21 protein-coding genes are annotated in these 24341 nt (G+C 70.1%); 9 read left to right on the top strand and 12 right to left on the bottom strand.

Features of this window, described 5'->3' with window-relative positions; all coding sequences use genetic code 11:
* Positions 1 to 45 precede the first annotated feature (45 nt).
* Positions 46 to 1704 (top strand): phenylacetic acid degradation protein PaaN, encoded by a 1659-nt coding sequence (paaN, locus tag ACN20X_RS03890; RefSeq protein ID WP_473210304.1) that lies wholly within the window; start codon positions 46 to 48, stop codon positions 1702 to 1704.
* A gap of 15 nt (positions 1705 to 1719) precedes the next feature.
* Here the strand turns inward: paaN and ACN20X_RS03885 are convergent, their stop codons facing one another.
* Positions 1720 to 2355 carry a TetR/AcrR family transcriptional regulator gene (locus tag ACN20X_RS03885; RefSeq protein ID WP_209799385.1) on the bottom strand — a complete coding sequence of 212 codons (636 nt, stop codon included), beginning with the start codon at positions 2353 to 2355 and terminating at the stop codon, positions 1720 to 1722.
* Between the two features lie 191 nt (positions 2356 to 2546).
* Here ACN20X_RS03885 and ACN20X_RS03880 point away from each other — a divergent pair, with 191 nt between their 5' ends.
* Positions 2547 to 3230 carry a LuxR C-terminal-related transcriptional regulator gene (locus ACN20X_RS03880; RefSeq protein ID WP_013804635.1) on the top strand — a complete coding sequence of 228 codons (684 nt, stop codon included), beginning with the start codon at positions 2547 to 2549 and terminating at the stop codon, positions 3228 to 3230.
* A 5-nt stretch (positions 3231 to 3235) separates the two neighbouring features.
* Complete coding sequence (locus ACN20X_RS03875; RefSeq protein WP_473210303.1) at positions 3236 to 5206, top strand: sensor histidine kinase; 1971 nt, start codon at positions 3236 to 3238, stop codon at positions 5204 to 5206.
* Here ACN20X_RS03875 and ACN20X_RS03870 read toward each other — a convergent pair.
* Together ACN20X_RS03870 and mnmA are read right to left on the bottom strand one after the other, a co-directional pair.
* Positions 5175 to 6734 (bottom strand): serine hydrolase, encoded by a 1560-nt coding sequence (locus tag ACN20X_RS03870; protein ID WP_209799389.1) that lies wholly within the window; start codon positions 6732 to 6734, stop codon positions 5175 to 5177. The two genes, ACN20X_RS03875 and ACN20X_RS03870, sit on opposite strands and share 32 nt — an antisense overlap.
* Positions 6735 to 6865: 131 nt before the next feature.
* Positions 6866 to 7996: a tRNA 2-thiouridine(34) synthase MnmA gene (mnmA, locus tag ACN20X_RS03865; RefSeq protein ID WP_473210302.1), complete on the bottom strand. Its 1131-nt coding sequence runs from the start codon at positions 7994 to 7996 to the stop codon at positions 6866 to 6868.
* Positions 7997 to 8098: 102 nt separating this feature from the next.
* Between mnmA and ACN20X_RS03860 the strand changes: the two genes are divergently transcribed.
* Positions 8099 to 9025, top strand: a complete 927-nt coding sequence (locus ACN20X_RS03860; protein ID WP_071954083.1) for a LysR substrate-binding domain-containing protein — start codon at positions 8099 to 8101, stop codon at positions 9023 to 9025.
* Positions 9026 to 9042: 17 nt separating this feature from the next.
* Here the strand turns inward: ACN20X_RS03860 and ACN20X_RS03855 are convergent, their stop codons facing one another.
* From ACN20X_RS03855 to ACN20X_RS03830, 6 genes are read right to left on the bottom strand one after another with little or no spacing between them, the layout of a single operon-like run.
* Positions 9043 to 9819: an enoyl-CoA hydratase gene (locus ACN20X_RS03855; RefSeq protein ID WP_034366441.1), complete on the bottom strand. Its 777-nt coding sequence runs from the start codon at positions 9817 to 9819 to the stop codon at positions 9043 to 9045.
* 11 nt (positions 9820 to 9830) lie between these two features.
* Positions 9831 to 10844 (bottom strand): Bug family tripartite tricarboxylate transporter substrate binding protein, encoded by a 1014-nt coding sequence (locus ACN20X_RS03850; protein WP_473210301.1) that lies wholly within the window; start codon positions 10842 to 10844, stop codon positions 9831 to 9833.
* A 36-nt stretch (positions 10845 to 10880) separates the two neighbouring features.
* Positions 10881 to 12047: a CaiB/BaiF CoA transferase family protein gene (locus ACN20X_RS03845; protein ID WP_473042258.1), complete on the bottom strand. Its 1167-nt coding sequence runs from the start codon at positions 12045 to 12047 to the stop codon at positions 10881 to 10883.
* 48 nt (positions 12048 to 12095) lie between these two features.
* Complete coding sequence (locus ACN20X_RS03840; RefSeq protein WP_043791355.1) at positions 12096 to 12881, bottom strand: citryl-CoA lyase; 786 nt, start codon at positions 12879 to 12881, stop codon at positions 12096 to 12098.
* A gap of 31 nt (positions 12882 to 12912) precedes the next feature.
* Positions 12913 to 14412, bottom strand: coding sequence for a class I adenylate-forming enzyme family protein (locus tag ACN20X_RS03835; protein WP_473210300.1), 1500 nt, complete (start codon positions 14410 to 14412; stop codon positions 12913 to 12915).
* A gap of 56 nt (positions 14413 to 14468) precedes the next feature.
* Entirely contained in the window at positions 14469 to 15506 is a 1038-nt protein-coding gene (locus tag ACN20X_RS03830) for a tripartite tricarboxylate transporter substrate binding protein (protein ID WP_267179018.1), read from the bottom strand.
* 143 nt (positions 15507 to 15649) lie between these two features.
* On the opposite strand from ACN20X_RS03830, the gene ACN20X_RS03825 reads away from it, so the two are divergent.
* The 5 genes from ACN20X_RS03825 (at position 15650) to ACN20X_RS03805 (ending at position 21348) form a co-directional block, all read left to right on the top strand.
* Entirely contained in the window at positions 15650 to 16456 is an 807-nt protein-coding gene (locus ACN20X_RS03825) for an IclR family transcriptional regulator (RefSeq protein ID WP_097204221.1), read from the top strand.
* A gap of 56 nt (positions 16457 to 16512) precedes the next feature.
* The gene (locus ACN20X_RS03820; RefSeq protein WP_012202727.1) at positions 16513 to 17475 is read left to right on the top strand and encodes a LysR substrate-binding domain-containing protein; all 963 of its coding nucleotides are present in this window, start codon (positions 16513 to 16515) and stop codon (positions 17473 to 17475) included.
* Positions 17476 to 17562: 87 nt separating this feature from the next.
* Positions 17563 to 18978 carry an FAD-dependent tricarballylate dehydrogenase TcuA gene (gene tcuA, locus ACN20X_RS03815; protein ID WP_473210299.1) on the top strand — a complete coding sequence of 472 codons (1416 nt, stop codon included), beginning with the start codon at positions 17563 to 17565 and terminating at the stop codon, positions 18976 to 18978.
* A gap of 141 nt (positions 18979 to 19119) precedes the next feature.
* The gene (gene tcuB / locus ACN20X_RS03810; protein ID WP_473210298.1) at positions 19120 to 20325 is read left to right on the top strand and encodes a tricarballylate utilization 4Fe-4S protein TcuB; all 1206 of its coding nucleotides are present in this window, start codon (positions 19120 to 19122) and stop codon (positions 20323 to 20325) included.
* A 42-nt stretch (positions 20326 to 20367) separates the two neighbouring features.
* Positions 20368 to 21348, top strand: coding sequence for a Bug family tripartite tricarboxylate transporter substrate binding protein (locus ACN20X_RS03805; RefSeq protein WP_473210297.1), 981 nt, complete (start codon positions 20368 to 20370; stop codon positions 21346 to 21348).
* 15 nt (positions 21349 to 21363) lie between these two features.
* Here ACN20X_RS03805 and ACN20X_RS03800 read toward each other — a convergent pair whose 3' ends face one another.
* The 3 genes from ACN20X_RS03800 to ACN20X_RS03790 all read right to left on the bottom strand — a co-directional run bounded on the left by ACN20X_RS03800 (position 21364) and on the right by ACN20X_RS03790 (position 24288).
* Complete coding sequence (locus ACN20X_RS03800; RefSeq protein WP_034398063.1) at positions 21364 to 21867, bottom strand: carboxymuconolactone decarboxylase family protein; 504 nt, start codon at positions 21865 to 21867, stop codon at positions 21364 to 21366.
* A gap of 147 nt (positions 21868 to 22014) precedes the next feature.
* Complete coding sequence (locus ACN20X_RS03795; RefSeq protein ID WP_473210296.1) at positions 22015 to 23001, bottom strand: tripartite tricarboxylate transporter substrate binding protein BugE; 987 nt, start codon at positions 22999 to 23001, stop codon at positions 22015 to 22017.
* Between the two features lie 51 nt (positions 23002 to 23052).
* Positions 23053 to 24288, bottom strand: a complete 1236-nt coding sequence (locus ACN20X_RS03790; RefSeq protein ID WP_392459055.1) for an alpha-hydroxy acid oxidase — start codon at positions 24286 to 24288, stop codon at positions 23053 to 23055.
* Positions 24289 to 24341 lie beyond the last annotated feature (53 nt).

Here is a 24341-nt window from a genome sequence, read left to right as displayed (position 1 = left end):
ACTAACCCTGATAGCGACACCACATTCCAACCCAGGAGACATCCCATGCCCGCCCACGCCCTCTACGAACGCCACCGCCCCCTGCTCGACGACGCGCTGCAGGCCCTGTCCCGCCGGGGCCACTGGTCGCCCTTTCCCGAAGCGCCTTCGCCCAAGGTGTATGGCGAGACCGCCCAGGCCCAGGGCCACGCCGCCGTGCAGGCGCTGTTCGGCAAGGACTATCCGCTGCGCCAGCCCGGTGAACGCGCCCGCGTGGCCACCGAGCAATCGCCCTATGGCGTGGCCCTGGACATCCGCTACCCCGAGTGCGATGCCCAGGCGCTGGTGGATGCCGCCCAGGCGGCCGAGCCCGCATGGCAGGCGCTCGGACCCCAGGGCCGCACCGGCGTGCTGCTGGAGGCGCTGACGCGCATCCACCAGCGCAGCTTCGAGATCGCGCATGCCGTGATGCTGACCACGGGCCAGGGCGCGATGATGGCCTTCCAGGCCGGCGGCCCCCATGCCCAGGACCGCGCCCTGGAAGCCATTGCCGTGGCCTGGAAGGCCATGGCCGACGTGCCTGCCGAGGCCGTCTGGGAAAAGCCCCAGGGCAAGCATGCGCCCGCCGTGCTGCACAAGCGCTTCGAGATCGTGGGGCGTGGCGTGGCCCTGGTCATCGGCTGCGCCACCTTCCCGACCTGGAACACCTACCCGGGCCTGTTCGCCGCGCTGGCCACGGGCAACCCCGTGATCGTCAAGCCCCACCCCAACGCCGTGCTGCCGGCCGCGCTCACCGTGAGCGTGCTGCGCGATGTGCTGACCGAGCAGGGCCTGGACCCCAACCTCGTGACCCTGGCCGTGAGCGACAAGCCCGAATTGACCCAGGCCCTGGCCACGCATGCGGCCGTGGCCTCCATCGACTTCACGGGCGGCAATGCCTTCGGCCAGTGGCTGCAGGCGCATGCGCCGCAGGCACGCCTGTATGCCGAGATGGCCGGCGTGAACCTGGTGGTGATCGAGTCCACCGATGCCTACGCAGGCATGCTGCGCAATCTGGCCCTGTCACTGTCGCTGTACAGCGGCCAGATGTGCACCACCACGCAGAACCTGCTGGTTCCGGCCGGCGGCATAGAGACTGACCAGGGCCACAAGAGCTTCGAGCAGGTCGGCGCCGATCTGGCCGCCGCCATCGACCAGCTGCTGGCCGATCCCAAGGTGGCCTTCACCGTGCTGGGCGCCATAGGCTCTGCGCAGACCGTGGAGCGCGTGGAACAGGCTGCCACCGTGGGCCGCGCCGTGCGCGCCTCGCAAAAGCTCACCCATCCCGAATACCCGCAGGCCGAGGTGCGCACGCCCGCGCTGCGCGCGCTGGACGTGGCGGACGCCGCCATCTACGAGCGCGAATGCTTCGGCCCGGTCTCCTACCTGGTGGCCATGCCCTCGGCCCAGGCCGCGCGCGAGCTGGCCGAGCGCAGCGTGCGCGCGCATGGCGCGATGACGCTGGGCCTGTACTCCACGGATGCGGCCTTCGTCGATGCCGTGGCGGCCTCGGCGCTGCGCTCGCGCGTGGCCCTGTCCATCAACCTCACGCAGGGCGTGATGGTCAACCAGTCGGCCGGTTTTTCCGACTTCCACGCCACGGGCGGCAATCCCGCGGCTAATGCCAGCTACACCACGCTGGCCTTCGTGGCCGACCGCTTCGTGGTCGTGCAGCGCCGGTGGTAAGGGACCGGGCCGAGCCTAGGCCTGGCGGGCCTTGCGCGGCTTCTTGCCGTCCGGCACGCTGACCGCGCGCACGCCGCCGAAGAACAGCTGGGACACCATGGTGCCAATGGCGTCATGGTCCAGCGTGCCGCCCGGCTTGAGCCAGGTGAAGGTCCAGTTGATCATGCCGAACAGCAGCATGGCCAGGGGCTTGCCCAGGGCGCTGTCGGCGGGCTCGCCGCGCACCTGGGCAATGGTCTGTGCAAAGGCCGCGACCACGCGGCGCTCCACGTCCAGGATGCGCTGCTGGTCTTGCTCGCGCAGGAAGCGCACGTCCTCGGTCAGCACGCGGTGGGCATTCTGGGCCTGGGCGTACTCCTGGCCGAAGCCGCGGATCAGCGCATGCAGGCGCTGCTCGGGATCGGCATGGGCCTGCAGGGTGTCGTTGACCAGGGCTTCGAGGCGCAGCACATGCTCTTCGGCAATGCGCACGGCCAGGTCGTGCTTGTCGAGCACATAGTGGTAGAGCGTGGCCTTGGAGACGCCGCAGGCCGCAGCCACCTCGTTCATGGAGGTGCCCGCATAGCCGCGCTGCGCGAACAGCTGGGCGGCGTGGGAGAGGATCATTTCACGCTGGCCATCGTAGCCAGCAGGGTCACGTACGCGTGCCATGCGGCGGCGTCCTTTCGGTAGATGTCGTTGCCAGGGTCCGCCCGTGCGGCCCGGGCCGGAATTATGGACGGCGCAGCGGCGCGCGCCCCCGCGATTACCAGTTTTCAGGGATATGCAAAGATGCGGGCTTCGCCCACAGTCGGGCGGCCATCCTGCCCCTTTTTACGCCCGCCGCTGCGCACGCCCTTTCCATGCCCGCCCACCTGCTTGTCCCAGAGTCCACGCTTCCGGCCCCGGTGCTGGTGGTGGAGGACGAGCCGCTGATCCGCCAGCGGCTGCAGTCCGTGCTGGGCCAGCTGGGCTACACGCCCGATGCCCTGCTGTTCGCCGGCTCCCTGGCCCAGGCCCGCGCCTGCCTGGCCGAGCCCGTGGCCCTGGCCCTGGTGGACCTGGGCCTGCCCGACGGCAGCGGCATCGACCTGATCGCCGAGATGCGCAGCGCAGACCCGGCCGTGGGCATCCTGGTGATCTCGGCCTGGAGCACGGAGGACGCCATCCTCGCGGCGCTGCGCGCAGGCGCCACCGGCTATGTGCTCAAGGAGCGCGACGACCTGGAAGTGTCGCTGTCCATCCGCAGCGTGCTGCGCGGCGGCGCCCCCATCGACCCCTTCATCGCGCGCCGCGTGATCGCCGAGCTGCAGGGCGCGGCACCGGCCACGCCGGAGAGCAGCGGCACCGAGTCCACGCTGAGCGCGCGCGAAAGCCAGATCCTGCGCCTGGTGGCCGATGGCCTGACCAACCGCGAGATCGCCGAGCAGCTGCACCTGTCGCGCTACACGGTGGAATGCCACATCAAGCACATCTACCGCAAGCTGGCCGTGTCCTCGCGCACGCGCGCCGTCAACACGGCACGCGTGCGCGGACTGCTGGGCTGACGGCCATGGGCGGGTGGCGCCGGTGGTTCGGCCCGGTGCGGTGCCAGGCACTGGGCCTGGCGGTCCTCCTGTGCAGTCCCTGCGCCCTGGCCCAGGCCTGCCTGCTGCAGATCCTGTCCATCCAGTCCGCCAAGGCCGCAGGCCTGGGACCGCCGCCCATCGTCAGCACGGTACGCGACTGGCACAACGTGACCCTGCCCGACCACTGGCTGGACCGCTGGCCCGGCTACAGCGGCGCCGTCTGGTACCGCATCGACTGGCAGCGCGGCTGCCCTCACCCCGCTGCCGCTTTTGCCACAACTCCCGTCGCCGCCGATCCCGTGGCGCTGGCCCTGCACTCCATGGTCATGGCCGGCGAGGTCTTCGTGAACGGCGACCTGCTGTGGCGCGACCGGCACCTGGTCGAGCCCCTGTCGCGCAGCTGGAACATGCCGCGCTTTTGGCTGCTGCCCGAATCCGCCCTGCATGCGGGCACCAACAGCGTGTGGATACGCGTCCATGGCCTGGCCGAGCAGACGCCGGGCCTGGGCGAGGTGCGCCTGGGCGAGCCCGAGGCGCTGCGCCAGTGGCACGCGCAGACCTGGTGGAACCAGCGCACGCTGTTTGCCATGAACATCGTGGTCTCGCTGGTGCTGGGCGTGCTGTTCGCATTTGCCTGGCTGCAGCGGCGCGCCAGCAAGGCCTTTGGCTGGTACGCGCTCAATGCCTTCTGCTGGGCGCTGTTCCTGGCCAATATCCTGGCCACCGAGGCCTGGCCCTTCCCCGACACCCTGGCCGTGGCACGCGGCAATTTGCTGGTCTTTTTGCTGTTCGGCCAGAGCTTTTGCCTGTTCACCTGGCGCTTCGGAAAACTGCACCTGCCCCGGCTGGAAAAGCTGCTGTGGGTGCTGACGCTGGCCGGCATGGCCGCCGCCATCTTCGCGCCCTGGTCGCTGGTGGACGGCGTGCTGCACATCGGCCTGGTGTACTTCGGCATCTGCGTGGCCGTGTCGCTGCACTTTCCGCTGCACGCCTGGCGCACGCGCGAGCCGGGCCACCTGGTCTACGCGGCCTGCCTGCTGGTCTTCCTGTGTGCGGGCCTGCACGACATGCTGGCGCTCAAGAAGGTGATTGGCCCCGCCACGCCCTGGATGCCCTATACCGCGCCGCTGACCATGCTGGCCCTGTCCATGGTGCTGGGCCGGCAGTTCGTGCTCAGCATGCGCCGCATCGAACAGTTCAACCAGGAGCTGACCGACAGCGTGGCGCGTGCCTGCGACGAGCTCGGCGGCACGCTGGCGCGCGAGCATGCGCTGGCGCTCAGCCACTCGCGGCTGCAGGAACGGATGCAGCTGGCGCACGACCTGCACGACAGCCTGGGCGGCTCCCTGGTGCGCTCCATCGCCATGGTGGAGCAGGCGGGCACCCCCATGCACAACCGCCAGTTCCTGTCCGTGCTCAAGCTGCTGCGCGACGACCTGCGCCAGATGATCGACAGCGGCACCAGCGTCTCCGTCACCGTGCCGGACACGCCCCAGGCCTGGATCGCGCCGCTGCGCCACCGCTTTGCCAGCCTGTTCGACGCGCTGGACATGCAGTCCGACTGGCAGGTGCCGGCCGCCTGGCCGCAGCCGCCCGGTGCGCTGCAGTGCCTGGCGCTGACGCGCGTGCTGGAGGAAGCGCTGGTCAATGTGATCAAGCACAGCCGCGCCCAGTGCGTGCAGGTGCAGCTGCAGTGGCCCGAGCCGCATTGGCTGATGCTGCGCATCACCGACGACGGCGCAGGCTTTGACGTGTCCGCCGTGCAGCAGGCCGGCATGGGCGTGGGCCTGCGCAGCATGCAGGCGCGCCTGCAGCGCCTGGGCGGCCATCTGGACATGGATTCGGAGCCCGGTGCCACCGTGCTGGCCGCCTGGCTGCCCGTGCCCGGCGATCACCTGCACGACGGCACGGAGCAGGCCACCCTCAGCGCGAAAAGCGCCCTATCCCCGCACTGACGCCGGCCGGGGTCAGCACATCGTCGAAATACTCCAGCGTGAGCTGGTTGCCGTCGAACGTGGCCTTGGACAGGCTGCCCGGCGAATCGCCCTCGGGCACGAAGCTGAAGACCTCGCCATCCCAGTGGCTGAGCAGCATGCGCTGCGAACCCAGGCTGACCTGCAGTCCACCGCCACCCGTCTGCAGGCTGACCTGGGCCGGCCCGTAGAAGCGGTTGGCGTAGCTGCCCACATAGGCGCCCAGCGGCCGGGGCGGTCGGGGGAAAGGGGGCCGGGTCTTGCCTGCCAGCTCGCCGTGCGGCTGCATGATGGGTGCCAGCCGCTTGGTCCAGATGCTCTCCCAGTCCTGGCGCTGGCGGCCCCATTCGACCTGGTCCAGGAACTGCGAGACCACGATCTCGGGCACGCCGATGGGCATGCCGTTGGTCAGCACCACGATGCCCAGCTTGAGCTCGGGCATGACGGTGAAGCTGGTCGCGCTGCCCGTGCCGAAGGCACCCGAGTGGCTGTAGGTGGTGCGCCCCGCCTCGGACACGCCCACGTTGAAGCCGAAGCCGTAGTAGCGCGCAGGCTCGCCGTTGCCGGCCGGCGACTGCAGCATCTGCGGCGACAGCGCCGTGCGCAGCGCCTGCGCATCGACCACCTGGCGGCCCTCGAAGCGGCCCTCGTCCAGCAGCATGGTCATCCAGCGCGCCATGTCGCGCACCGTGGAGCTGACGCCGCCGGCGGCCGACTGCGCATCGGGCCGGCGCACCGGCCCCGTCTGCCACACGCCATTGACGCGCAGGTGGCCGGCCGCGCGGTTGGCGCGCGCCTCGAAATCTGCAAACAGCGAGCTGGTCTGCGTCATGCCCAGCGGGCCGTAGACGGCCTGCTGCGACAGCGCGGCCCAGGACTGGCCCGCGATGGCGGCCACCGCCTCGGCACCCGTGGTCAGGCCGAAGTTGCTGTAGGCGTACTGGGTGCCCACGGGCCGCAGCGGCAGGTAGTGCAGGCGCTCCAGGATCTGGCGCTGGCTGTAGCCCAGCTCCTCCAGCGCATCGCCGGCCTGGCCGGGCAGGCCCGAGCGGTGGGCATACATGTCGCCCACGGTGATGCGCTGGGCCGCGTCGGCATCCTCCAGCGTCCACCAGGGCAGACCCTGCTGCACGCGCGTGTCCCAGGACACGCGGCGCTGGCCCACCTGCTGCGCCACCACGGTGGCGCCCACGGACTTGGAGACGGAGGCGAGCTGGAACACCGTGTCCGCATCCACGGCCAGCGACGAGCCCAGACGGCGCACGCCCATGCCCTGGGCATAGACCAGGCGCCCTTCATGCACGACCGCCACGGCCACGCCGGGCACGCCCGTGCGCCGCATCTGCGCGCGCACCTGGCCGTCGAGTTGATCGAGCGCACGCTTGACGCGGTCCGTCACGGGCGGATCGATGGGATCGCCCCAGGACACCTCGCCGTTGCATCCGGCCGTGGCCACGGCGCCCAGGGCCGCTCCCAGAAAATGCCGGCGCGCAAGAATCGATGAAGCCATGGGGTCTCCTGTGGTGCTGTCGTGAAGAACAAAAGGAAAAAGAAAAAGGGGCGGTTGTGCCGCCCCCCGTGACGATAGCAAAACGCGCCGGGCCGCATCCTGCCCGGCATCAATGCCGCGTCAGTGCTGCATCAGTGCTGCATCAGGTGCGGATCCACCGCCGCGATGATGCCGCCGCCCAGGCACACGTCGCCGTCGTAGAGCACGGCCGACTGGCCGGGCGTGACGGCCCATTGCGGCTCGGGAAAATCCAGCCGGAAGCCCTCGGGCGTGGCGCCCGAGATCAGGGCCGGCGAGTCGGGCTGGCGGTAGCGCGTCTTGGAGCCGTAGGCCTTGCCCTCGGCGGGCGCGTGGCCGGCCACCCAGCTGACCTGGTCGGCCAGCAGCGACTGCGACAGCAGCCAGGGGTGGTCATGGCCCTGCACCACGCGCAGCGTGTTGGTGTCCAGCTCCTTGCGCGCCACGAACCAGGGCTCATGGTCGCCGCCGCCGCGCGGCGCGCCCTTTTCCTTGACGCCGCCGATGCCCAGGCCCGAGCGCTGGCCCAGCGTGTAGAACGACAGGCCCACATGCTTGCCCAGCTTGCGGTTGCGGTCGTCGAGGATGTTGCCGGGCTCCTTGCTGATGTAGCGGTTCAGGAAGTCGCGGAACGGCCGCTCTCCGATGAAGCAGATGCCCGTGGAGTCCTTCTTCTTCGCGTTGGGCAGGCCGATCTCCTCGGCAATGCGGCGCACCTCGGTCTTCTTCAGCTCGCCCACGGGGAACATGGCCTTGGACAGCTGGGCCTGGTTGAGGCGGTGCAGAAAGTAGCTCTGGTCCTTGGCCGGGTCCAGCCCCTTGAGCAGTTCGAACAGCTGCGTGTCGGGGTTCTGGCGCACGCGGGCGTAGTGGCCCGTGGCGATCTTCTCGGCGCCCAGGCGCATGGCGTGGTCCAGGAAGGCCTTGAACTTGATCTCGGCATTGCACAGCACATCAGGGTTGGGCGTGCGGCCGGCCTGGTACTCGCGCAGGAACTCGGCGAAGACGCGGTCCTTGTACTCGGAGGCGAAGTTCACATGCTCGATCTCGATGCCGACCACGTCGGCCACGGCGGCGGCATCGACGAAATCGACATTGGACGAGCAGTATTCGCTGTCGTCGTCATCTTCCCAGTTCTTCATGAAGATGCCGACCACTTCATGGCCCTGTTGCTTGAGGAGATGGGCCGTGACAGCGGAGTCCACACCGCCCGACAGGCCCACCACGACGCGGTGTTTAGTCATGGCATCGATTATCCCAGCGCCCTTCAAAGGCTGCGCGCCACGGGCTTTGCAGCCCTGCGCCAGCAGGAATAATGGCCCTCCTGCCCCCTAGGAAACGCCCGCATGCGCTACGACCTGACCGATCTGAAGCTGTTCATGGCCATCGCCCAGGCCGGCAATCTCTCGCGTGCCAGCCAGGCGCGGCACCTGACGCCCTCGGCCGCCAGCCAGCGTCTGCGCAACCTGGAGCAGGCCCTGGGCTGCCAGCTGTTCACGCGCGAGCACAAGGGCATGCGGCTGACCGAGGAAGGCCACGCCATGCTCGAGCATGCGCGCGGCGTGTTCGCCGCCATCGACGGCATGGAGGCCGAGGCCGCCCTGCTGGGCAGCAGCCTGCAGGGCAAGGCAACGCTGGCGGCCAACAGCTCCTCGCTGCACGGCTTCATCGGCCCGCACATCGGCGAGTTCCTGACCGCCTTTCCCGAGGTGAACCTGACCCTGGTCGAGCAGACGAGCGAGACGATTGCCGCCAGCGTGGCCGAGGGCGAGGCCGACCTGGGCGTCTACGCGGGCGAGCCCATGGCGGGCGCCGTGGCCTGCGAGACCTTTGCGCTGGACCGCCTGGTGGTGATCGCCCCGCCCGGCCATCCGCTGGTGCCCCAGCCGGGCGAGAGGCAAGACGACGGCGAAGGCCCTTCCTGCCGGTTCTTCGACACCCTGTCCCATGCCTTCGTGGGCATGGCGCTGACCAGCAGCAACTACGCCTTTCTGCGCGAGCTGGCCAAGCGCCATGGCCGGCCGCTGCGCTGCCGCATCCACGTGGACGATTTCACCTCCATCGTGCGGCTGGTCTCGCAGGGCGTGGGCCTGGCCATCATTCCGCACAGCATCTACCGCAGGCTCGGCACCGCGCATGCGGTGGCCTGCCTGCCGCTGGAGGAAACCTGGGCACGGCGCCCGCTGCAGCTGGTGCGCTCCAGCGAACGGCCGCTGACGCCCACCGCGCAGCGGCTGCGCAGCTTTCTGAAAGGGCTGGCCGACAAGGCCTAGCCCGGCCCGGCCTGGGTTCAGTGCTGGGCCTGGGCCTTGGCCTGCTTGCGCTCCAGGAAGGCATTCATGTGGTGCTGCGGCTCGCCCGTGTTGAAGGCCGCGCCGAACTCGGCCACGCTGTCGGTGATGGCCGAGTCCACGCCCATGCCCTCCCAGCGGCGCAGCAGGCGCTTTTGCTGGCGCAGCGCCTCGATGCCGATCCCGCCCAGCCCCTCGGCAATCTGCGCGATGCGCGCATCAAGCTGGTCGCCGGGCACGCATTCGTTGAGCAGGCCCCAGCGCTCGGCCTGCAGGGCGCCGATGTTCTCGCCCGTGAGCAGCAGCCAGCTGGCACGCGTGCCGCCGATCTGCGCCGGCATCATGGCCGCGTGGATCACCGAGGGAATGCCGACCTTGACCTCGGGCATGCCCACCACGGCATCATCGGCCGCAATGCGCAGGTCGGCCGCCATGGCCAGCTCCAGCCCGCCGCCCAGCGTATGGCCCTGCAGCCTGGCGATCACGGGCACGGGGAAATGCCGCACCGCGTTGCACAGGTCGCGCAGCCCGCTGATGAAGGCGCGTGCCGAGGCGGCGTTGAGCGACGCCATCTCGCGGATGTCGGCCCCCGCCACGAAGGCGCGCGTGCCCGATCCGCGCAGCACCAGGCAGTGCAGATCGGGGCGCTCGGCCAGCTCGGCCAATTGCGCGGTCAGCGCGCGGATCACGGGCGTGCCCAGGATGTTCAGCGGCCCGCCGCCGGTGATGGTGAGCACGGCGGTCTGCGGGGTGGGAAAGGTCACTTGTGCATGCACGGCAGATCTCCTCAAAGTTTCTCGAATCCGATGTCGCGGATCAGCTGGGACCAGGCCCGGTTGGAGCGCTCCACCGTCTGCCTGAACTGCGCAGGCTCCTGGAAGTCCACGACGGCGCCCTGCTGCTCTATGGTCTTGATCAGCTCGGGCTTTTGCAAGGTCTTGCGCATGGCTTCGCTGAGCCTGGCAAGAATGGCGGGATCGAGCCTGGCAGGCGCGCCCAGGCCGTACCAGGACATGTCGTTCATGGGCTTGAGCCCGGCCTCGGCATAGGTGGGCACGCCCGGCAGGGCCGGCAGCCGCACGGGGCTGGACACGGCCAGCGCACGCAGCTGGCCGCCCGCGATCAGCGCGCCCGAGGACGGCATGTTGTCGAACACCACATCGAGCTGCCCCGCCATCAGGTCGTTGAGCGCCGGCCCCAGGCCCTTGTAGGGCACATGGGTGAGGGTGGTGCCCGTGGTGCTGCCGAACAGCGCACCGCTCAGGTGGCTGAGCCCCCCATTGCCCGAGGAGCCGTAGTTGAGTTTGCCCGGCGCGGCGCGCGCCGCGTCGCTCACATCCTTGGCGCTCTTGTAGGCCGAGCCTGCGCTGACCACCATCACGCCCGGCACGTTGGCGATGTTGGTGATGGGGGTGAAGTCCTTCACCGGGTCATAGGCGGGCTTGGCGTAGACGTTGGGGTTCACGGCATGCGAGCTCTCCACCATCATCACCAGGGTGTAGCCGTCGGCCGGCTGCTTGGCCGCATAGGCCGAACCCGTGCTGCCGCCCGCGCCGGGGCGGTTTTCCACCACCACGGCCTGGCCCAGCGTCTCGCCCAGGTAGCGGGCCGCCACGCGCGCGATCACATCGGTGGCGCCGCCCACCGCATAGGGCACGACCAGGCGTACGGGCCGCTCGGGATAGCTTCCTGCCCCCGCCGCCCCGGCTGCCCCGGCTGCCCCTGCCGCATATGCCAGCGGCATCCCCGCCAGCGCGGCGGCTGCCACGGCGGCCTTCAGTGCTTTCATGCGTTTCGTCATCCTTGTCTCCTTCTTGGCTTGTCGATGTCTAGGGATTCAGAGGTCCTGCGGCGCCGCACCGAGCACGGGCGGCGGCGGCACCTGGGCGTCGCCGCCGGCCGGCACCATGGGGTTGCGCACCAGCCTCAGCGTGCCCAGCTGCGGGTGCTCCACCGTCTGCAGCATCTGGCGGTGCCGGACCTGCGGATGGGCGAAGACCTGCTCCATGGTGTTGATGCAGCCCCAGGGCACCTGGGCGGTGTCCAGCGCATCGGTCAGGGCCTGCAGCGGCCAGCGGCCCAGCGCCGCGCGCAGCAGCGGGCGCAGCTGCGGCATGCCGGTCAGGCGCGCGGCATTGGTGGCAAAGCGCGCGTCCAGGTGCCAGTCCGTGCCCAGCACGGAGCACAGGGCGGCGAACTGCCCGTCATTGCCGATGGCCAGGATGAAATGGCCGTCTTCGCAGGCAAACACCTCGTAGGGCGCGCAATTGGGATGGGCGTTGCCCGTGCGGCGCGGGTTCTCGCCGCTGACGAGGTAGTTGGCCGCCTGGTTGGCATTCATGGCCACGGCCACGTCCAGCAGGGCCAGGTCGATGTGCTGGCCGCGCCCCGTGCGCTGGCGCTGCACCACGGCCGCCAGCACGGCGCTGGTGGCATACATGCCCGTCATCAGGTCCACCACGGCCACGCCCGTGCGCAGCGGGCCCGCGCCCTCCTCGCCATCGGCCACGCCCGTGTAGCCCATGAGGCCGCCCAGCCCCTGGAACACATAGTCGTAGCCGGGCTTGTGCGCAAACGGGCCGCTCTGGCCGAAGCCCGTGATCGACAGGTAGATCAGCCCGGGGTTGATGGCGGCCAGCGCCGCGTAGTCCAGCCCGTGGCGCGCCAGCGCGCCGGCCTTGTAGTTTTCCACCAGCACGTCGGCATCGCGGATCTGGCGCAGCAGCCAGGCATGCGAGGCCGGCTCGGTGAAGTCCAGCGCCACCGACTGCTTGCCGCGGTTGCAGGACAGGAAGTAGGCCGACACGGCCTCGCCACCGGGCGCCTGCACGAAGGGCGGGCCCCAGGCGCGCGTGTCGTCGCCCGTGCCGGGACGCTCGATCTTGAGTACCGATGCGCCCAGGTCGGCAAGGTTCTGGGTGCACCAGGGTCCCGCCAGGATGCGGGACAGGTCCACCACGCGCAGGCCGTCGAGGGCGCCGGACAATCCATGGGTTTGTTGCATGGACTCCATGCTCGCGGCATGGCGCGCGGTGGTCCATCGGTCATTGCTTCACGCAGCGTTCGCGGAAACTGCATGCCCCGCGAAGGGGATGGCTTCCTCCACCGTTTCCCAGATGAACCGGCCCGACGGGCTTTGCTGCTCCTCCACCACATGCGCCACCAGCCCGGCCGCCCGCGAGATGACGGCAAAGCCGCGCATCACGGCCGTGGGCACGCCGATCTCGCCCAGCAGCGCGGCCACGGCCCCCGTGGCATTGATGGTGATGGGCCGGCCCGCTGCGGCGTCCACGGCGGCGGACAGGGTTTCGAGCGCGCGGATTCTGCTGCCCGCCAGTTCGGGTTCGGCGCGGCCCATGTCCAGCAGCTTGTAGGCGCGCGGGTCCACGGGCTTGTGCAGGTGGTGGCCGAAGCCGGGCACGGGGCTTTTCAACGCCTTGTGGTGCTGGGCGATGGCGCGGGCCTCGGCCTCGGGGTCGGCGGCGGCGGCAATGCGGTCGAGCAGCGCGGCGCAGTTCTCCATGGTGCCCACGAAGGAGCTGCCCACGGCCAGCAGGCCGGCCGAGACGGCGCCCTGCAGGTTCTCGGGCGCGCTCATGTAGATGAGGCGCGTGGCGATGGCGCTGGGCGTGAGGCCATGCTCCATGAGCACGATGAGCACCACATCGGCGATGCGCAGGTCCACGGGGCGCGGCGTGCGGCCCAGGATCTGCATCAGCATCACCTCGGTGAAGGTCTTCTTGCCCATCAGGTCCTCGACCAGGTCGGCATCGCGGTAATGCAGGCTGGTGAGGGTGTGGGTGCACAGGCGGGTGACGGGGGGTTGGTGCGTGGCCATGGCCAGGGTCTCCTTGTGATGGTGTTCGGGATCAACGGGGCGCCAGCGCAAGCTCGCGCACGGCCGTCTTGAGCAGCTTGCCCACGGGCGAGCGCGGCAGGCTGGCGTGAAAGTGGATGCGCTTGGGTGTCTGCACGGGGCCCAGGCGCTGGCGCACGAAGGCGATCAGCTCGGCCTCGTCCGGGCGCTGGTCGGGGCGCAGTTCGGCGCGCAATTGCACGGCGGCCTGCACGGCCTCGCCCCAGTGGTCGTCGGGGATCCCGAAGACCACGCACTCGTGCACGGCCGGATGCTGGCCCAGGGCGTTTTCCACATCCACGGGATAGACGTTGAAGCCGCCCGTGATGACCAGGTCCTTCAGGCGGTCCTTCAGGTGCAGGTAGCCCTGCGCATCGATCAGGCCCCGGTCCCCCGTGTGCAGCCAGCCGTTCACCAGGGTCTCGGCCGTCTTGTCTGGCAGGCGCCAGTAGCCGCTCATCAGCAGATCGCCGCGCGCCACGACCTCGCCCACCTCGCCCCGGGGCAGCAGGCGGCCGTCGGGCGCCATGATGGCCAGGTCGCTGAACCAGGTGGTCCGGCCCACGGAGGTCCACAGGCCTTCGTCCTCGAAGTCCTCGGGCCGCATGGCCGTGAGGATCTGCGGCGCCTCGGTCTGGCCATAGGTGGTGGCCAGCACGGGGCCGAAGAAGGCGCGCACCTGGCGGATTTTCTCCGGCGGCATGGCGGCGCCGCCGTAGATGAGGCGGCGCAGGGCGGGGAAGTCCGCACGGCTGGCGCCCGGCAGCGCCATCAGCATGTAGATCAGGGTGGGCGGCATGAAGCACACGGTGCCGCCGCGCAGGGCAAAGGCGCTGCGCACGGCCTCGGCACCCGCACCGTCGAGCAGCACATGGCAGCCGCCCTGCGCCAGGATGGGCAGCAGGTAGGTGGACGTGCCATGCGTGATGGGCGCGGCCATGACGTAGCGGTCATGCTCATCGAACCCCCAGGCCTGGATCTGGTTGGCAATGCCGGCCATCCAGGCGCGGCAGGGCTGCATCACGCCCTTGGGCAGGCCCGTGGTGCCACCCGTGAACTTGATGGCCTGGATGGCATCGGCGGGCAGGTCAGGCATCACAGGCAAAGCGCCGGTCTGCGCCTGCTCCAGGGCCGCCGTGCCCTCGCCCAGCACCAGGTGGATGCCCGGCGCCCCTTGCACCAGTGCAGCGCCGCCGGCATCGCACAGCACAATGGAAGGCTCGGTGGCATCGATGATGCGGCGCACCTCGGACTGCGTGCTCTTGGGATTGAGCGGCACCCAGACCTTGCCGCTGGCCATCACCGCCAGCAGGGCGGCGATATGGTCTGCGCTGTTGCCCGCGCAGATGCCCACGCGGCTTTGCACGGCGGGCTCCAGCGCCTGCAGGCCGGCCGCCAGCGCGGCCACCTTGCGGGCCAGCGCGTCATAGCGGATACAGCCGCCCGGCGCGTCGATGGCGATGCGCTGCGGCCAGCGCTCGGCCGCGCGCCAGAAAAAATCAATGGGTTGCATGGGGGTCGTCTCCTCGTGGTGCGGTTGTGTCGAGCTTGTGCCGAACGTGTGTCGAACTACTGGGCGGTGGCGCCCGAGGCCTTGACCACCTCGCGCCAGCGCTTGATCTCCGACGCCGCAAAGCTGCGCATCTGCGCCGGGGTGCCGGGCTCGGGCGTGGCGGCCATCTCGCCCAGGCGCTGGCGCAGCTCGGGTGCGGCCAGGGCGGTATTCAGGGCATGGTTCAGGCGCTCGATCACGGCGGGCGGCGTGCCCGCAGGGGCGGCCAGGCCGAACCAGGACTGCACGTCGAAGCCCGCATAGCCCGACTCCGCCAGCGTGGGCACATCGGGCAGCAGCGCCGAGCGCCGGGCGCTGGTGATGGCGATCGCGCGCAGCTTGCCGGCCTGCACGTGGGGCAGGGCCGAGGGCGCGTTGTCGAACATGGAATCCACCTGCCCGCCCAGCAGGTCGGTGATGGCCGGTGCGCTGCCCCGGTAGGGCACGTGCAGCATGCGCAGGCCCGACAGCTGACGGAACATCTCGCCCGACAGGTGGATCGACGAGCCGCTGCCCGACGAGGCGAAGCTGATGCCCTGCGCACTCTGCCGGGCATGGCGCACATAGTCGGCCACGTTCTGTATGGGCAGGCGCGGGTTGACCACGAGGATGTTGGGAATCTTGGCGATCAGGCCGATGGGCTCGAAGTCCTTGACCGGGTCATAGCCGAGCCGGGGGTAGAGCGAGGCATTGATGGTGTTGGCAATGGTGTAGACATACAGCGTGTAGCCGTCCGCAGGCGCCCGCGCCACGGCCTCGGCGCCCACATTGCTGTTGGCGCCCGTGCGGTTGTCCACCACCACGCTCTGGCCCAGCTGCTCGCCCATCCGGGCGGCCACCAGGCGTGCGATCACGTCGGTGGCGCCACCGGCCGCATAGCCCACCACGAGCCGCACGGGCCGGGCCGGCCAGGCCGCCGGCTGCGCCAGCACGGGCGCGGGCGCCAACGCCACGGTCGCGACGGTCGCAGCGGCCATGCCGGCCAGTGCGCAGGTGAAGGAACAGGCCAGCAGGCGCCGGCGCGCCCACGGATTGAAACCGGCAGGGGTTGTCATGTCTTGTCTCCAGGTGATCGTTCTGATGTCCGCTGATGTCCGCTTATGTCTGCCTGTGTGGGCTTTCGACGGCCTGCGGCACACTGCGCGCTGCACGCAGGCCCTTTTCTGCCCTGCCTGCAATCACCGGGAAATTCTTTTCCATGCCTTCGCGCAGCACCAATCCAAACGTCCGGCCAGCGGACATTCCACTCTCCGCCGACGATGCCGGCAGCCGCACGCTGCGCCGTGGCCTGCAGGTGCTGGACGCCGTGCTGGCCGCAGGCCGCGAAGGCCTGCGCGTCGCTGACCTGTGCCGCGCCACGGGGCTGGAGCGCGCCACGGTGTACCGCCTGCTGTCCACCCTGGTGGACAGCGGCTATGTGGCGCACAGGGGGCGCTTCGGCTATGCGGCCGGCCACCGGCTGGCGGCCACGGCCGCCAGCGCGGGCCAGCCCAACATGGCCGTGCGGCTGCAGCCCGTGCTGGAGCGCGTGAGCGCGGGCTGCGCGGACGCGGCCTTTGCCATCGTGCGCGAAGGCGCGGCATCGCACTGCATCGCCCGCCATGTGGGCACGCATCCGGTGCAGATCCTGGTGATCCAGGTGGGCACGCGCCAGCCGCTGGGCGTGGGAGCGGCGGGCCTGGCCCTGCTGGCCGCCCTGCCCGATGCCGAGGTGCAGGCCGCGATGGCGGCCAACGCGCCCGTGCTGGAGCAGTACGGCGGCATGACGCCCGAGCGCATGGCCCTGCTGGTGAAGGCCACGCGCCAGCGCGGCTGGTCCGTCATCGGCAACCATGCCACGCGCGGCGTGCTGGCCGTGGGCATGGCGGTGCGCAATGCCGAAGGCGAGCCCGTGGCCGCCGTCAGCGTGGCCTCCACGCTGGAGCGCATGCCCGGCGAGCGCCAGAAGCTGATTGCGCGCTCGATAGGCGAGGCCCTGGCGGCCCTGCTGCCGCGCGGCATCTGAGGCCAAGCCCCGGTCTGCACCGACAATCGGCGCTGCACACCACAAGCGCCGCCCCCATGGAACTGAGACAACTCCGCTACTTCGTCCGCATCGTCGAACTGGGCTCCATGAGCCGCGCCGCCCTGGACCTGGACATGGTCCAGTCCGCGCTGAGCCAGCAGGTCAGCCGCCTGGAAAGCGAGCTGTCCACCCGGCTGCTGCAGCGCACGCCGCGCGGCGTGGTGCCCACCGAGGCGGGCGTGGCCTTCTTCCGCGAGGCCCAGCTCACGCTGCGCCATGCCGAGCAGGCCGTGCGCAGCGCGCAGCAGGCGCGGCTGTCGGGCTCGGTCAGCGTGGGCCTGGCGCCCACCACCTCGGCCATGCTGGGCCTGCCCATGATGCAGGCCATGCGCGCGCGCTACCCCGATGTGCGCCTGCACATGGTGGAGGGCATGTCCGGCCACCTGACCGACATGCTCAATGCGCGCGCGCTGGACATGGCCGTGCTGTTCGACGCCCGCCTGCACGGCGGTCAGGCCCGCGCAGGCGGGCGGCGCTGGCAGGTGCACCCGCTGATCGAGGAGGAGCTGTTCCTGATCCGCGCGCGCGGCCACCACCCCGAGCCGCTGCCGCCGCAGATGGCGCTGGCCGACCTGGCCGGCGAATCGCTGATCCTGCCCACGGGCCTGCACGGCCTGCGCAGCACGCTGGACACGGCCTTCTCGCAGGCGCGCTTCACGCCGCATCTGGTGCTGGAGGTGGACTCGCTGTCCATGGTCATGGCGGCCGTGGATGCGGGCCTGGGCAGCACGGTGCAGCCCTGGGCCTCCATGGGCCGCTATGCCGATGCCGCGCAGCGCTTCGAGTGGTCGCGTATCACGGACAAAGATGCCCTGCGCACCAACTTGCTGTGCAGCCTGTCCGAGGATGAGCTGTCGCCCGCCGCCCTGGCCGCGCGCGTGGTGCTGATCGACTGCGTGCGCCAGCTGCTGCGCGGCGGCGCCTGGGCCGGCACGGCCCTCATCCATCACGAAGACTGATACCCCCATGCCGGCGGGCCCCTGCCCGCCGCGCTGCGTTCTCCCTACATTCGCAATCCCCACGATGGCGAATGCAAGGAGAACTCCATGGACCCCGATGTCCTGGTCATAGGCGGCGGCAATGCCGCCCTGTGCGCGGCCCTGATGGCGCGCGAGGCAGGCCGCAGCGTGCTGCTGCTGGAGGCGGCGCCGCGCGACTGGCGCGGCGGCAATTCCGGCCACACGCGCAACCTGCGCTGCATGCACGACGCGCCCCAGGACGTGCTGGTCGAGGCCTACCCCGAAGAGGAGTTCTGGCAGGACCTGCTCAAGGTCACGGGCGGCATCACCAACGAGCATCTGGCGCGCATGGTGATCCGCGCCTCCTCCACCTGCCGCGACTGGATGCGCCGCCACGGCGTGCATTTCCAGCCGCCGCTGTCGGGCGCTTTGCACGTGGCGCGCACCAATGCCTTCTTCATGGGCGGCGGCAAGGCCCTGGTCAATGCCTACTACCGCAGCGCCGAACGGCTGGGCGTGCAGGTGCGCTACGCGTCGCCCGTGGAGCGGCTGGAGATCGAGGACGGCGAGTTCAAGGCCGCCTGGGTGGGCGCGCAGCGCATCACCGCAAAGACCTGCGTGCTGGCGGCGGGCGGCTTCGAGTCCAACCGCGAGTGGCTGCGCGAGGCATGGGGGCAGAACGCGCGCGGCGAATGGCCGTCCGACAACTTCCTGATCCGCGGCACGGCCTTCAACCGCGGCGTGCTGCTGCGCCACCTGCTCGAAGACCATGGCGCCGACCGCATCGGCGACCCCACCCAGGCCCACATGGTGGCCATCGATGCGCGCGCGCCGCTGTACGACGGCGGCATCTGCACGCGCATCGACTGCGTCTCGCTGGGCGTGGTGGTCAACCGCGAGGCCGAGCGCTTCTATGACGAGGGCGAGGACTTCTGGCCCAAGCGCTATGCCATCTGGGGCCGCCTGGTGGCCCAGCAGCCGGGCCAGACCGCCTGGTCCGTCATCGACGCCAAGGCCATAGGCCGCTTCATGCCGCCGGTCTTCCCGGGCGTGCGCGCCGACTCCCTGCCCGAGCTGGCACGCAAGCTGGGCCTGGACGAAAACCGCTTCATGCAGACCCTGGATGCCTACAACGGCGCCTGCCGCGTCGGCCACTTCGACCACACGGCGCTGGACGACTGCCATACCGAGGGCCTGGCCCCCGCCAAGACCCACTGGGCCCGCCCCATCGACACGGCGCCCTTCTACGGCTACCAGCTGCGCCCCGGCGTGACCTTCACCTACCTGGGCCTGGAGACCGACGACACGGCGGCCGTGCGCTTTGCCGGCCAGCCCAGCACCAACCTGTTCGTGGCCGGCGAAATGATGGCCGGCAACGTGCTGGGCAAGGGCTATACGGCCGGCGTGGGCATGTCCATCGGCACGGCCTTCGGCCGCATCGCGGGCCGCAACGCGGCCCTTGCCGCCGCCGGACAACCCGCCGTGCGCGGCGCAGTGAGATGAAGACCCCCCTGAGTCGCTGCGCGCCATCCCCCAAGGGGGACGACAGCCTCGCTGCGGGGCGGCCCTTGCTCGCTGTCCCTGGTCAGGAGCAGGCCTACTTCAAGCGCTGCGGGCGGCAAGCCAACCCCATGGACGACACATATGCAAAACACAATTAGCGCCCTGGCCCAAGAAGCCCAGGACCTGGCCGCAGGCCGGATCATCCCCATCCTGCCGGTCTCCACCGAAACGGCCGCCGAAGGCGAGGTGGCGCGTGCCCTGCAGATCTGCAACGCCTGCCGCTACTGCGAAGGCTTTTGCGCGGTCTTCCCGGCCATGACGCGGCGCCTGGAGTTCGGCAAGGCCGATGTGCACTACCTGGCCAACCTGTGCCACAACTGCGGCGCCTGCCTGCATGCCTGCCAGTACGCGCCGCCGCACGAGTTCGCCATCAACATCCCCAAGGCCATGGCCGAGGTGCGCGGCCAGACCTATGCCGACTACGCCTGGCCGCCCGCCCTGGGGCGCCTGTACCAGAGGAACGGGCTCACGCTGTCGCTGGCCCTGGCCGCAGGCCTGTCGCTGTTCCTGGTGCTGGCCGTGGCCCTGCAGGGCGGCCCGGGCCGGCTGTGGGGCGCCGACCTGGGCGCCAACTTCTACAACCTGTTCCCGCACAACCTGCTGGTGGGCATCTTCGCGCCCGTGTTCCTGTTCGTGGTGCTGGCGCTGGCCATGGGCGTGCGCCGCTTCTGGAAGGACGTCAAGCCCGCCACCGGCGGCGTGGACGTGGGCACGCCGGCGGCGGCCGAGGCCGCGCAGGACGTGCTGCGCCTCAAATACCTGGACGGCGGCCACGGCGAGGGCTGCCACAACGAGGACGATGCCTACACCCTGAGCCGCAGGCGCTTTCACCACCTGACCTTCTACGGATTCATGCTGTGCTTTGCGGCCACGGCGCTGGCCACGGTCTACCACTACGTGTTCGGCTGGGCCGCGCCCTACGAATTCCCCAGCCTGCCCAAGCTGCTGGGCGCCGTGGGCGGCACCAGCCTCATGCTGGGCACCGCAGGCCTGTGGCACCTGAACCGCAGGCGCCACCCGCTGCATGGCGACGCGCGCCAGAAACCCATGGACCTGGGCTTCATCGCCCTGCTGTTCCTGGTCGCGGCCAGCGGCATGGCGCTGTGGCTGGGCCGCGGCACGCCGGCCCTGGCCCTGCTGCTGTGCCTGCACCTGGGCGCGGTGATCGCCCTGTTCGCCACCCTGCCCTACGGCAAGTTCGCGCACGGCGTGTTCCGCACGGCGTCCCTGCTGCGCCACAACACCGAAAAGCGCCAGCCCAGCCCCATCGGGCTGGGCGCCGACTAGCCGCATCCGCCCCGATTCCCAGCCAATGACGGAGACAACCCCATGATGAACAAGCGCAACTTCCTGCACGCCAGCGCCCTGGCCGCCTCCCTGCTCGCACCGGCCGCCAGCGCGCAGGCCCAGGACTTTCCTCCCAAAAAGCCCGTGTCCCTGGTCGTGGGCTTCGCCGCCGGCGGCGCCGCAGATGCGGCCGCGCGCCTGATCGCCAAGAAGCTGGGCGAGAACATCAGCCAGAGCGTGGTGGTGGAGAACAAGGGCGGCGCGGGCGGCAACATCGCCCACCAGCAGGTGGCCAATGCGGCGGCCGACGGCTCGGTGCTGCTGTTCGGCTCGGTGGGGCCGCTGACCATTGCGCCGCACCTGATGAAGCTGCCCTACGACCCCTTCAAGGACCTGGCGCCCATCTCGGGCGGCGTGAACTTTCCCAACGTGCTGGTGGTGCACAAGGGCGCGGGCGTGAAGACCCTGGCCGAGTTCGTGGCCAAGGCCAGGAAGAACCCGGGCACGGTGGACTACGCCTCGACGGGCGCGGGCTCGGCCTCCCACCTGGCAGGCGAGCTGTTCAACCAGCGCGCGGGCATCGACATGGTGCACGTGCCCTACAAGGGCGGCGCGCCCGCGCTGCAGGACCTGCTGGGCGAGCGCGTGACCAGCTACTTCGCAGCGCCGCCCACGGCCCTGCCCCACATCGAGGCCGGCAAGCTGATCCCGCTGGCCACCACGGGCCTCACGCGCCCGGCGTACATGCCCGACATCCCCACGGTGGCCGAAGCCGGCTATCCCGGCTTCGAGGCACTGAACTGGTATGCCTTCGTGGCACCGGGCAAGACGCCCAAGCCGATGCTGGACCGCTGGAACACCGAGATCGTCAAGGTACTCAATGACCCCGGCGTCAAGGACGCGCTGAACAAGCACGGCCTCACCCCCCAGCCCACCACGCGCGCCGAGTTCGCGGCTTTCATGAAGAAGGAATACGAGCAGTGGGGCAGGCTGGTCAAGGAGCGAAAGCTCACGGCGGAGTGAGCGGCTTGCGCACGTTCAGAGCTTGATCGGCTTGCGTGCCACGGGGGCTGCAAAGCCCGCGCACAGGCGGTTCCAGACATTGATGCTGCCGATGGCATAGGTCAGCTCCACCATCTCGCGCTCGCTGAAATGCGGGCGCAGCGCCTCGAAGTCCTGCTGCTCGGGATGGGCCTGGCTCAGGCGCGTGCAGCGCTCGGCCCAGTTCAGGGCGGCGCGCTCGCGCCCGTCGTAGAAATCCACCTCGGGCCAGGTGACGATGCTGTTGATGCGCTGCAGGTCCTCGCCCCGGGACAGCAGTTCGCGCGTGTGCATGTCCACGCAGAAGGCGCAGCCGTTGATCTGCGAGACGCGCAGGAACACCAGCTCCAGCAGCTGGATGCCCAGGCTGGACTCGTGCAGCAGCGCGTTGATGCCGGCCTGGGCCTTGTACAGCTCGGGGGCCACGGCCTGGAAGTTCAGGCGCGGCGTGGGGGCGGCAAGAGGACGGGCGCCGGTGGCAGCGGAAGACGAAGCGGTCATGGAAAACACTCCTTGAGGGATGTAGCAGCCGGCCGGAATGGCTGGCCCATACCTTCAAGACGCACGGGGCGTGCGCGTTGTGACAGCGTTGGCGAAAATTCTTTCGCAGCTCCGGCCCCCATCCCCCATTCCCGCCCCGGCTGGCGCTCAATCCGCCACGATGCGCCGCTCCGTGGCGATCTTGCGGTACAGGGCGTTCTCGGCCGCGATCTCGCGCGCGAACTCCTCGGGACGGTTGCCGATCACGCGCGAGCCCGTGTCCTCGATCTGGCGGCGCACCTCGGGGCTGGCCAGCGCGCGCTGGGCGGCCGCATGCAGGCGCGCCACGATCTCGGGCGGCAGCCCCTTGGGGCCGTAGATGCCATAGAAGGCGCTGCGGTTGACAGGCTCCAGCCCCAGCTCCTTGAAGGTGGGCACCTGGGGCAGCTGGGCCAGGCGCTCGGGCGCGGCCACCGCCAGCGCGGTGAGCCGGCCCGCCTTGATGAAGGGCAGGGCCGAGGGCAGGTTGTCGAAGACGATGGGCACCTGGCCCGCTACCGCATCGTTGAGCGCGGGGCCCGATCCCCGGTAGGGCACATGCGTGAGCGACAGCCCGGAGCGGCTGGACATCAGCTCCATCAGCATGTGGCCTATGGAGCCCGTGCCCGCCGTGCCGTAGGCATGCTTGCCGGGGTTCTTCTTCACCTCCTCCACGAAGGCCGCAAAGCTCTGCGCCTTGAAGCCCGGATGCACGGCCAGCACATTGGGCGTGGCCGCAATGTTGGTGATGGGCGTGAAATCGGTGAGCGGGTTGTAGGGCAGGCGCGGGTTGATGGCCGCATTGGTGGCCGTGGTGGACACGGTGGCCACGCCCAGCGTGTAGCCATCGGGCTGGGCGCGCGCGGCCTCGTGCGCGCCGATGGCGCCTCCGCCGCCGCCCTTGTTGTCCACCACCAGCGGCTGGCCCAGGGCCTCGGCCATGCGCGGCGCGATCGCGCGCGCCACGATGTCGGTGGTGCCGCCGGCCGCAAACGGCACGATCAGGCGCACCGGGCGCGTGGGATAGGCGCCGGCATCGGCCGCCATGGCGCCCGGTGCGGCGCCTGCGGCCAGCAGCAGGGCGCACAGGCTGCGGCGTGAAATGAAGTGGTTCATGGGATGTCTCCTGGGAATGGCTGTGTTTTGAACGGACGGTGGAGGTTTCTGTCAGGCCGATGCGCGGCGCACGATGTGCGAGCGGTCCAGCGCGCCGCAGGAGGAGGCGCCCAGCATGGCCAGGTTGCGGTCCACCTCGTCGCGCAGCAGGCCGATGGCGTGCAGCACGCCGGCCTCGCCGCCCACGGCGGCGGCATAGTTGAAGGGCCGGCCCACCAGCACCATGCGCGCGCCCAGCGCCACGGCCTTGAGCACATCGGAGCCGCGCCGAAAGCCCCCGTCGATCAGCACCGGATAGTCCGGCCCCACAGCCGCCACCACGTCCTCAAGAATGCGCATGGCCGACACCGCGCCGTCGAGCTGGCGCCCGCCATGGTTGGACAGCACGATGCCGTCGGCCCCCACGCGCCGGGCCTGCAGCGCGTCCTCCACGCTGAGCACGCCCTTGATGACCAGCGGCCCCTTCCAGCGGCGGCGGATGGCCTCGATGTGGTGCCAGCTCAGGTGGTCGCGTGCCGAAAAATCGCGCATCACGCTGGACGACATGATGGGCGCGCCGCGCGTGGCAAACGAGTTCTCGAAATGCGGCATGCCGTGGCGCAGCAGCGTGCGCAGGAAGGTGCCGGCCACCCAGCCCGGGCGCACCATGCCGTCCCAGGCCAGGCGCAGGCTGGGCTTGAGCGGCGTGGAAAAGCCGGTGCGGATGTTGTTCTCTCGGTTGGCGGAGATCGGTATGTCCACCGTCACCACCAGGGTGCGAAAGCCTGCGCGCTCCACGCGGTCGATCAGCGCGTCGATGCGGGCCTGGTCACCGGGGATATAGGCCTGGAACCAGGTGGCCGGGCTCTCGCGCGCCACCTCCTCCATGGGGATCAGCGAAGTGCCGCTCATCACCGACACAATGCCCGCGCGCTGGGCCGCGCGGGCCAGCACCAAGTCGCCCCGGTAGGTGGACAGCGCATTGATGCCCATGGGCGCAATGCCGAAGGGGCTGGCATAGCGCTCGCCGAACAGCTCCACGGCCTGCGAGCGCTGCGACACATCGGCCAGCACGCGCGTGGTCAGGCCCCATTCGCCGAACACCTCGCGGTTGTCGCGCAGCGAGGCGTTGTCCTCTGCCGCCCCGGCGATGTAGCCGAAGATGGGCCGGGGCAGCCTGCGGCGCGCGGCCTCCTCGAAATCATGCAGCGACAGCATGCGGCGCAGCACGGCCGGGGCACGCGGCGCCGGCAGGGCGGGTGCCGAAGGCGTGGAGGCAGAGGCAGAGGAGGAAGCGATGGCGGCCATAGTGCGGACCTCGGAATGTTCAGGAACCGGCGCCACTGTAGGCCGCGCATCCA

The sequence above is a fragment of the Delftia sp. PX-1 genome (genome assembly GCF_055797465.1).
The sequence above is the reverse complement of the archived record's forward strand: the minus strand, read 5'-3'. Positions and strand labels throughout refer to the sequence as shown.

Excerpts from the sequence above, each read along its gene's own strand:
- ACN20X_RS03800 (WP_034398063.1), bottom strand. The coding sequence starts at position 21,867 with ATGACCGCTTCGTCTTCCGCTGCCACCGGCGCCCGTCCTCTTGCCGCC.
- ACN20X_RS03805 (WP_473210297.1), top strand. The coding sequence starts at position 20,368 with ATGATGAACAAGCGCAACTTCCTGCACGCCAGCGCCCTGGCCGCCTCC.
- ACN20X_RS03795 (WP_473210296.1), bottom strand. The coding sequence starts at position 23,001 with ATGAACCACTTCATTTCACGCCGCAGCCTGTGCGCCCTGCTGCTGGCC.
- paaN (WP_473210304.1), top strand. The coding sequence starts at position 46 with ATGCCCGCCCACGCCCTCTACGAACGCCACCGCCCCCTGCTCGACGAC.
- ACN20X_RS03820 (WP_012202727.1), top strand. The coding sequence starts at position 16,513 with ATGGAACTGAGACAACTCCGCTACTTCGTCCGCATCGTCGAACTGGGC.
- ACN20X_RS03880 (WP_013804635.1), top strand. The coding sequence starts at position 2,547 with ATGCCCGCCCACCTGCTTGTCCCAGAGTCCACGCTTCCGGCCCCGGTG.
- ACN20X_RS03840 (WP_043791355.1), bottom strand. The coding sequence starts at position 12,881 with ATGGCCACGCACCAACCCCCCGTCACCCGCCTGTGCACCCACACCCTC.
- ACN20X_RS03850 (WP_473210301.1), bottom strand. The coding sequence starts at position 10,844 with ATGACGAAACGCATGAAAGCACTGAAGGCCGCCGTGGCAGCCGCCGCG.
- ACN20X_RS03825 (WP_097204221.1), top strand. The coding sequence starts at position 15,650 with ATGCCTTCGCGCAGCACCAATCCAAACGTCCGGCCAGCGGACATTCCA.
- tcuB (WP_473210298.1), top strand. The coding sequence starts at position 19,120 with ATGCAAAACACAATTAGCGCCCTGGCCCAAGAAGCCCAGGACCTGGCC.
- ACN20X_RS03790 (WP_392459055.1), bottom strand. The coding sequence starts at position 24,288 with ATGGCCGCCATCGCTTCCTCCTCTGCCTCTGCCTCCACGCCTTCGGCA.
- ACN20X_RS03870 (WP_209799389.1), bottom strand. The coding sequence starts at position 6,734 with ATGGCTTCATCGATTCTTGCGCGCCGGCATTTTCTGGGAGCGGCCCTG.
- mnmA (WP_473210302.1), bottom strand. The coding sequence starts at position 7,996 with ATGACTAAACACCGCGTCGTGGTGGGCCTGTCGGGCGGTGTGGACTCC.
- ACN20X_RS03875 (WP_473210303.1), top strand. The coding sequence starts at position 3,236 with ATGGGCGGGTGGCGCCGGTGGTTCGGCCCGGTGCGGTGCCAGGCACTG.
- ACN20X_RS03885 (WP_209799385.1), bottom strand. The coding sequence starts at position 2,355 with ATGGCACGCGTACGTGACCCTGCTGGCTACGATGGCCAGCGTGAAATG.
- ACN20X_RS03845 (WP_473042258.1), bottom strand. The coding sequence starts at position 12,047 with ATGCAACAAACCCATGGATTGTCCGGCGCCCTCGACGGCCTGCGCGTG.
- tcuA (WP_473210299.1), top strand. The coding sequence starts at position 17,563 with ATGGACCCCGATGTCCTGGTCATAGGCGGCGGCAATGCCGCCCTGTGC.
- ACN20X_RS03835 (WP_473210300.1), bottom strand. The coding sequence starts at position 14,412 with ATGCAACCCATTGATTTTTTCTGGCGCGCGGCCGAGCGCTGGCCGCAG.
- ACN20X_RS03830 (WP_267179018.1), bottom strand. The coding sequence starts at position 15,506 with ATGACAACCCCTGCCGGTTTCAATCCGTGGGCGCGCCGGCGCCTGCTG.
- ACN20X_RS03860 (WP_071954083.1), top strand. The coding sequence starts at position 8,099 with ATGCGCTACGACCTGACCGATCTGAAGCTGTTCATGGCCATCGCCCAG.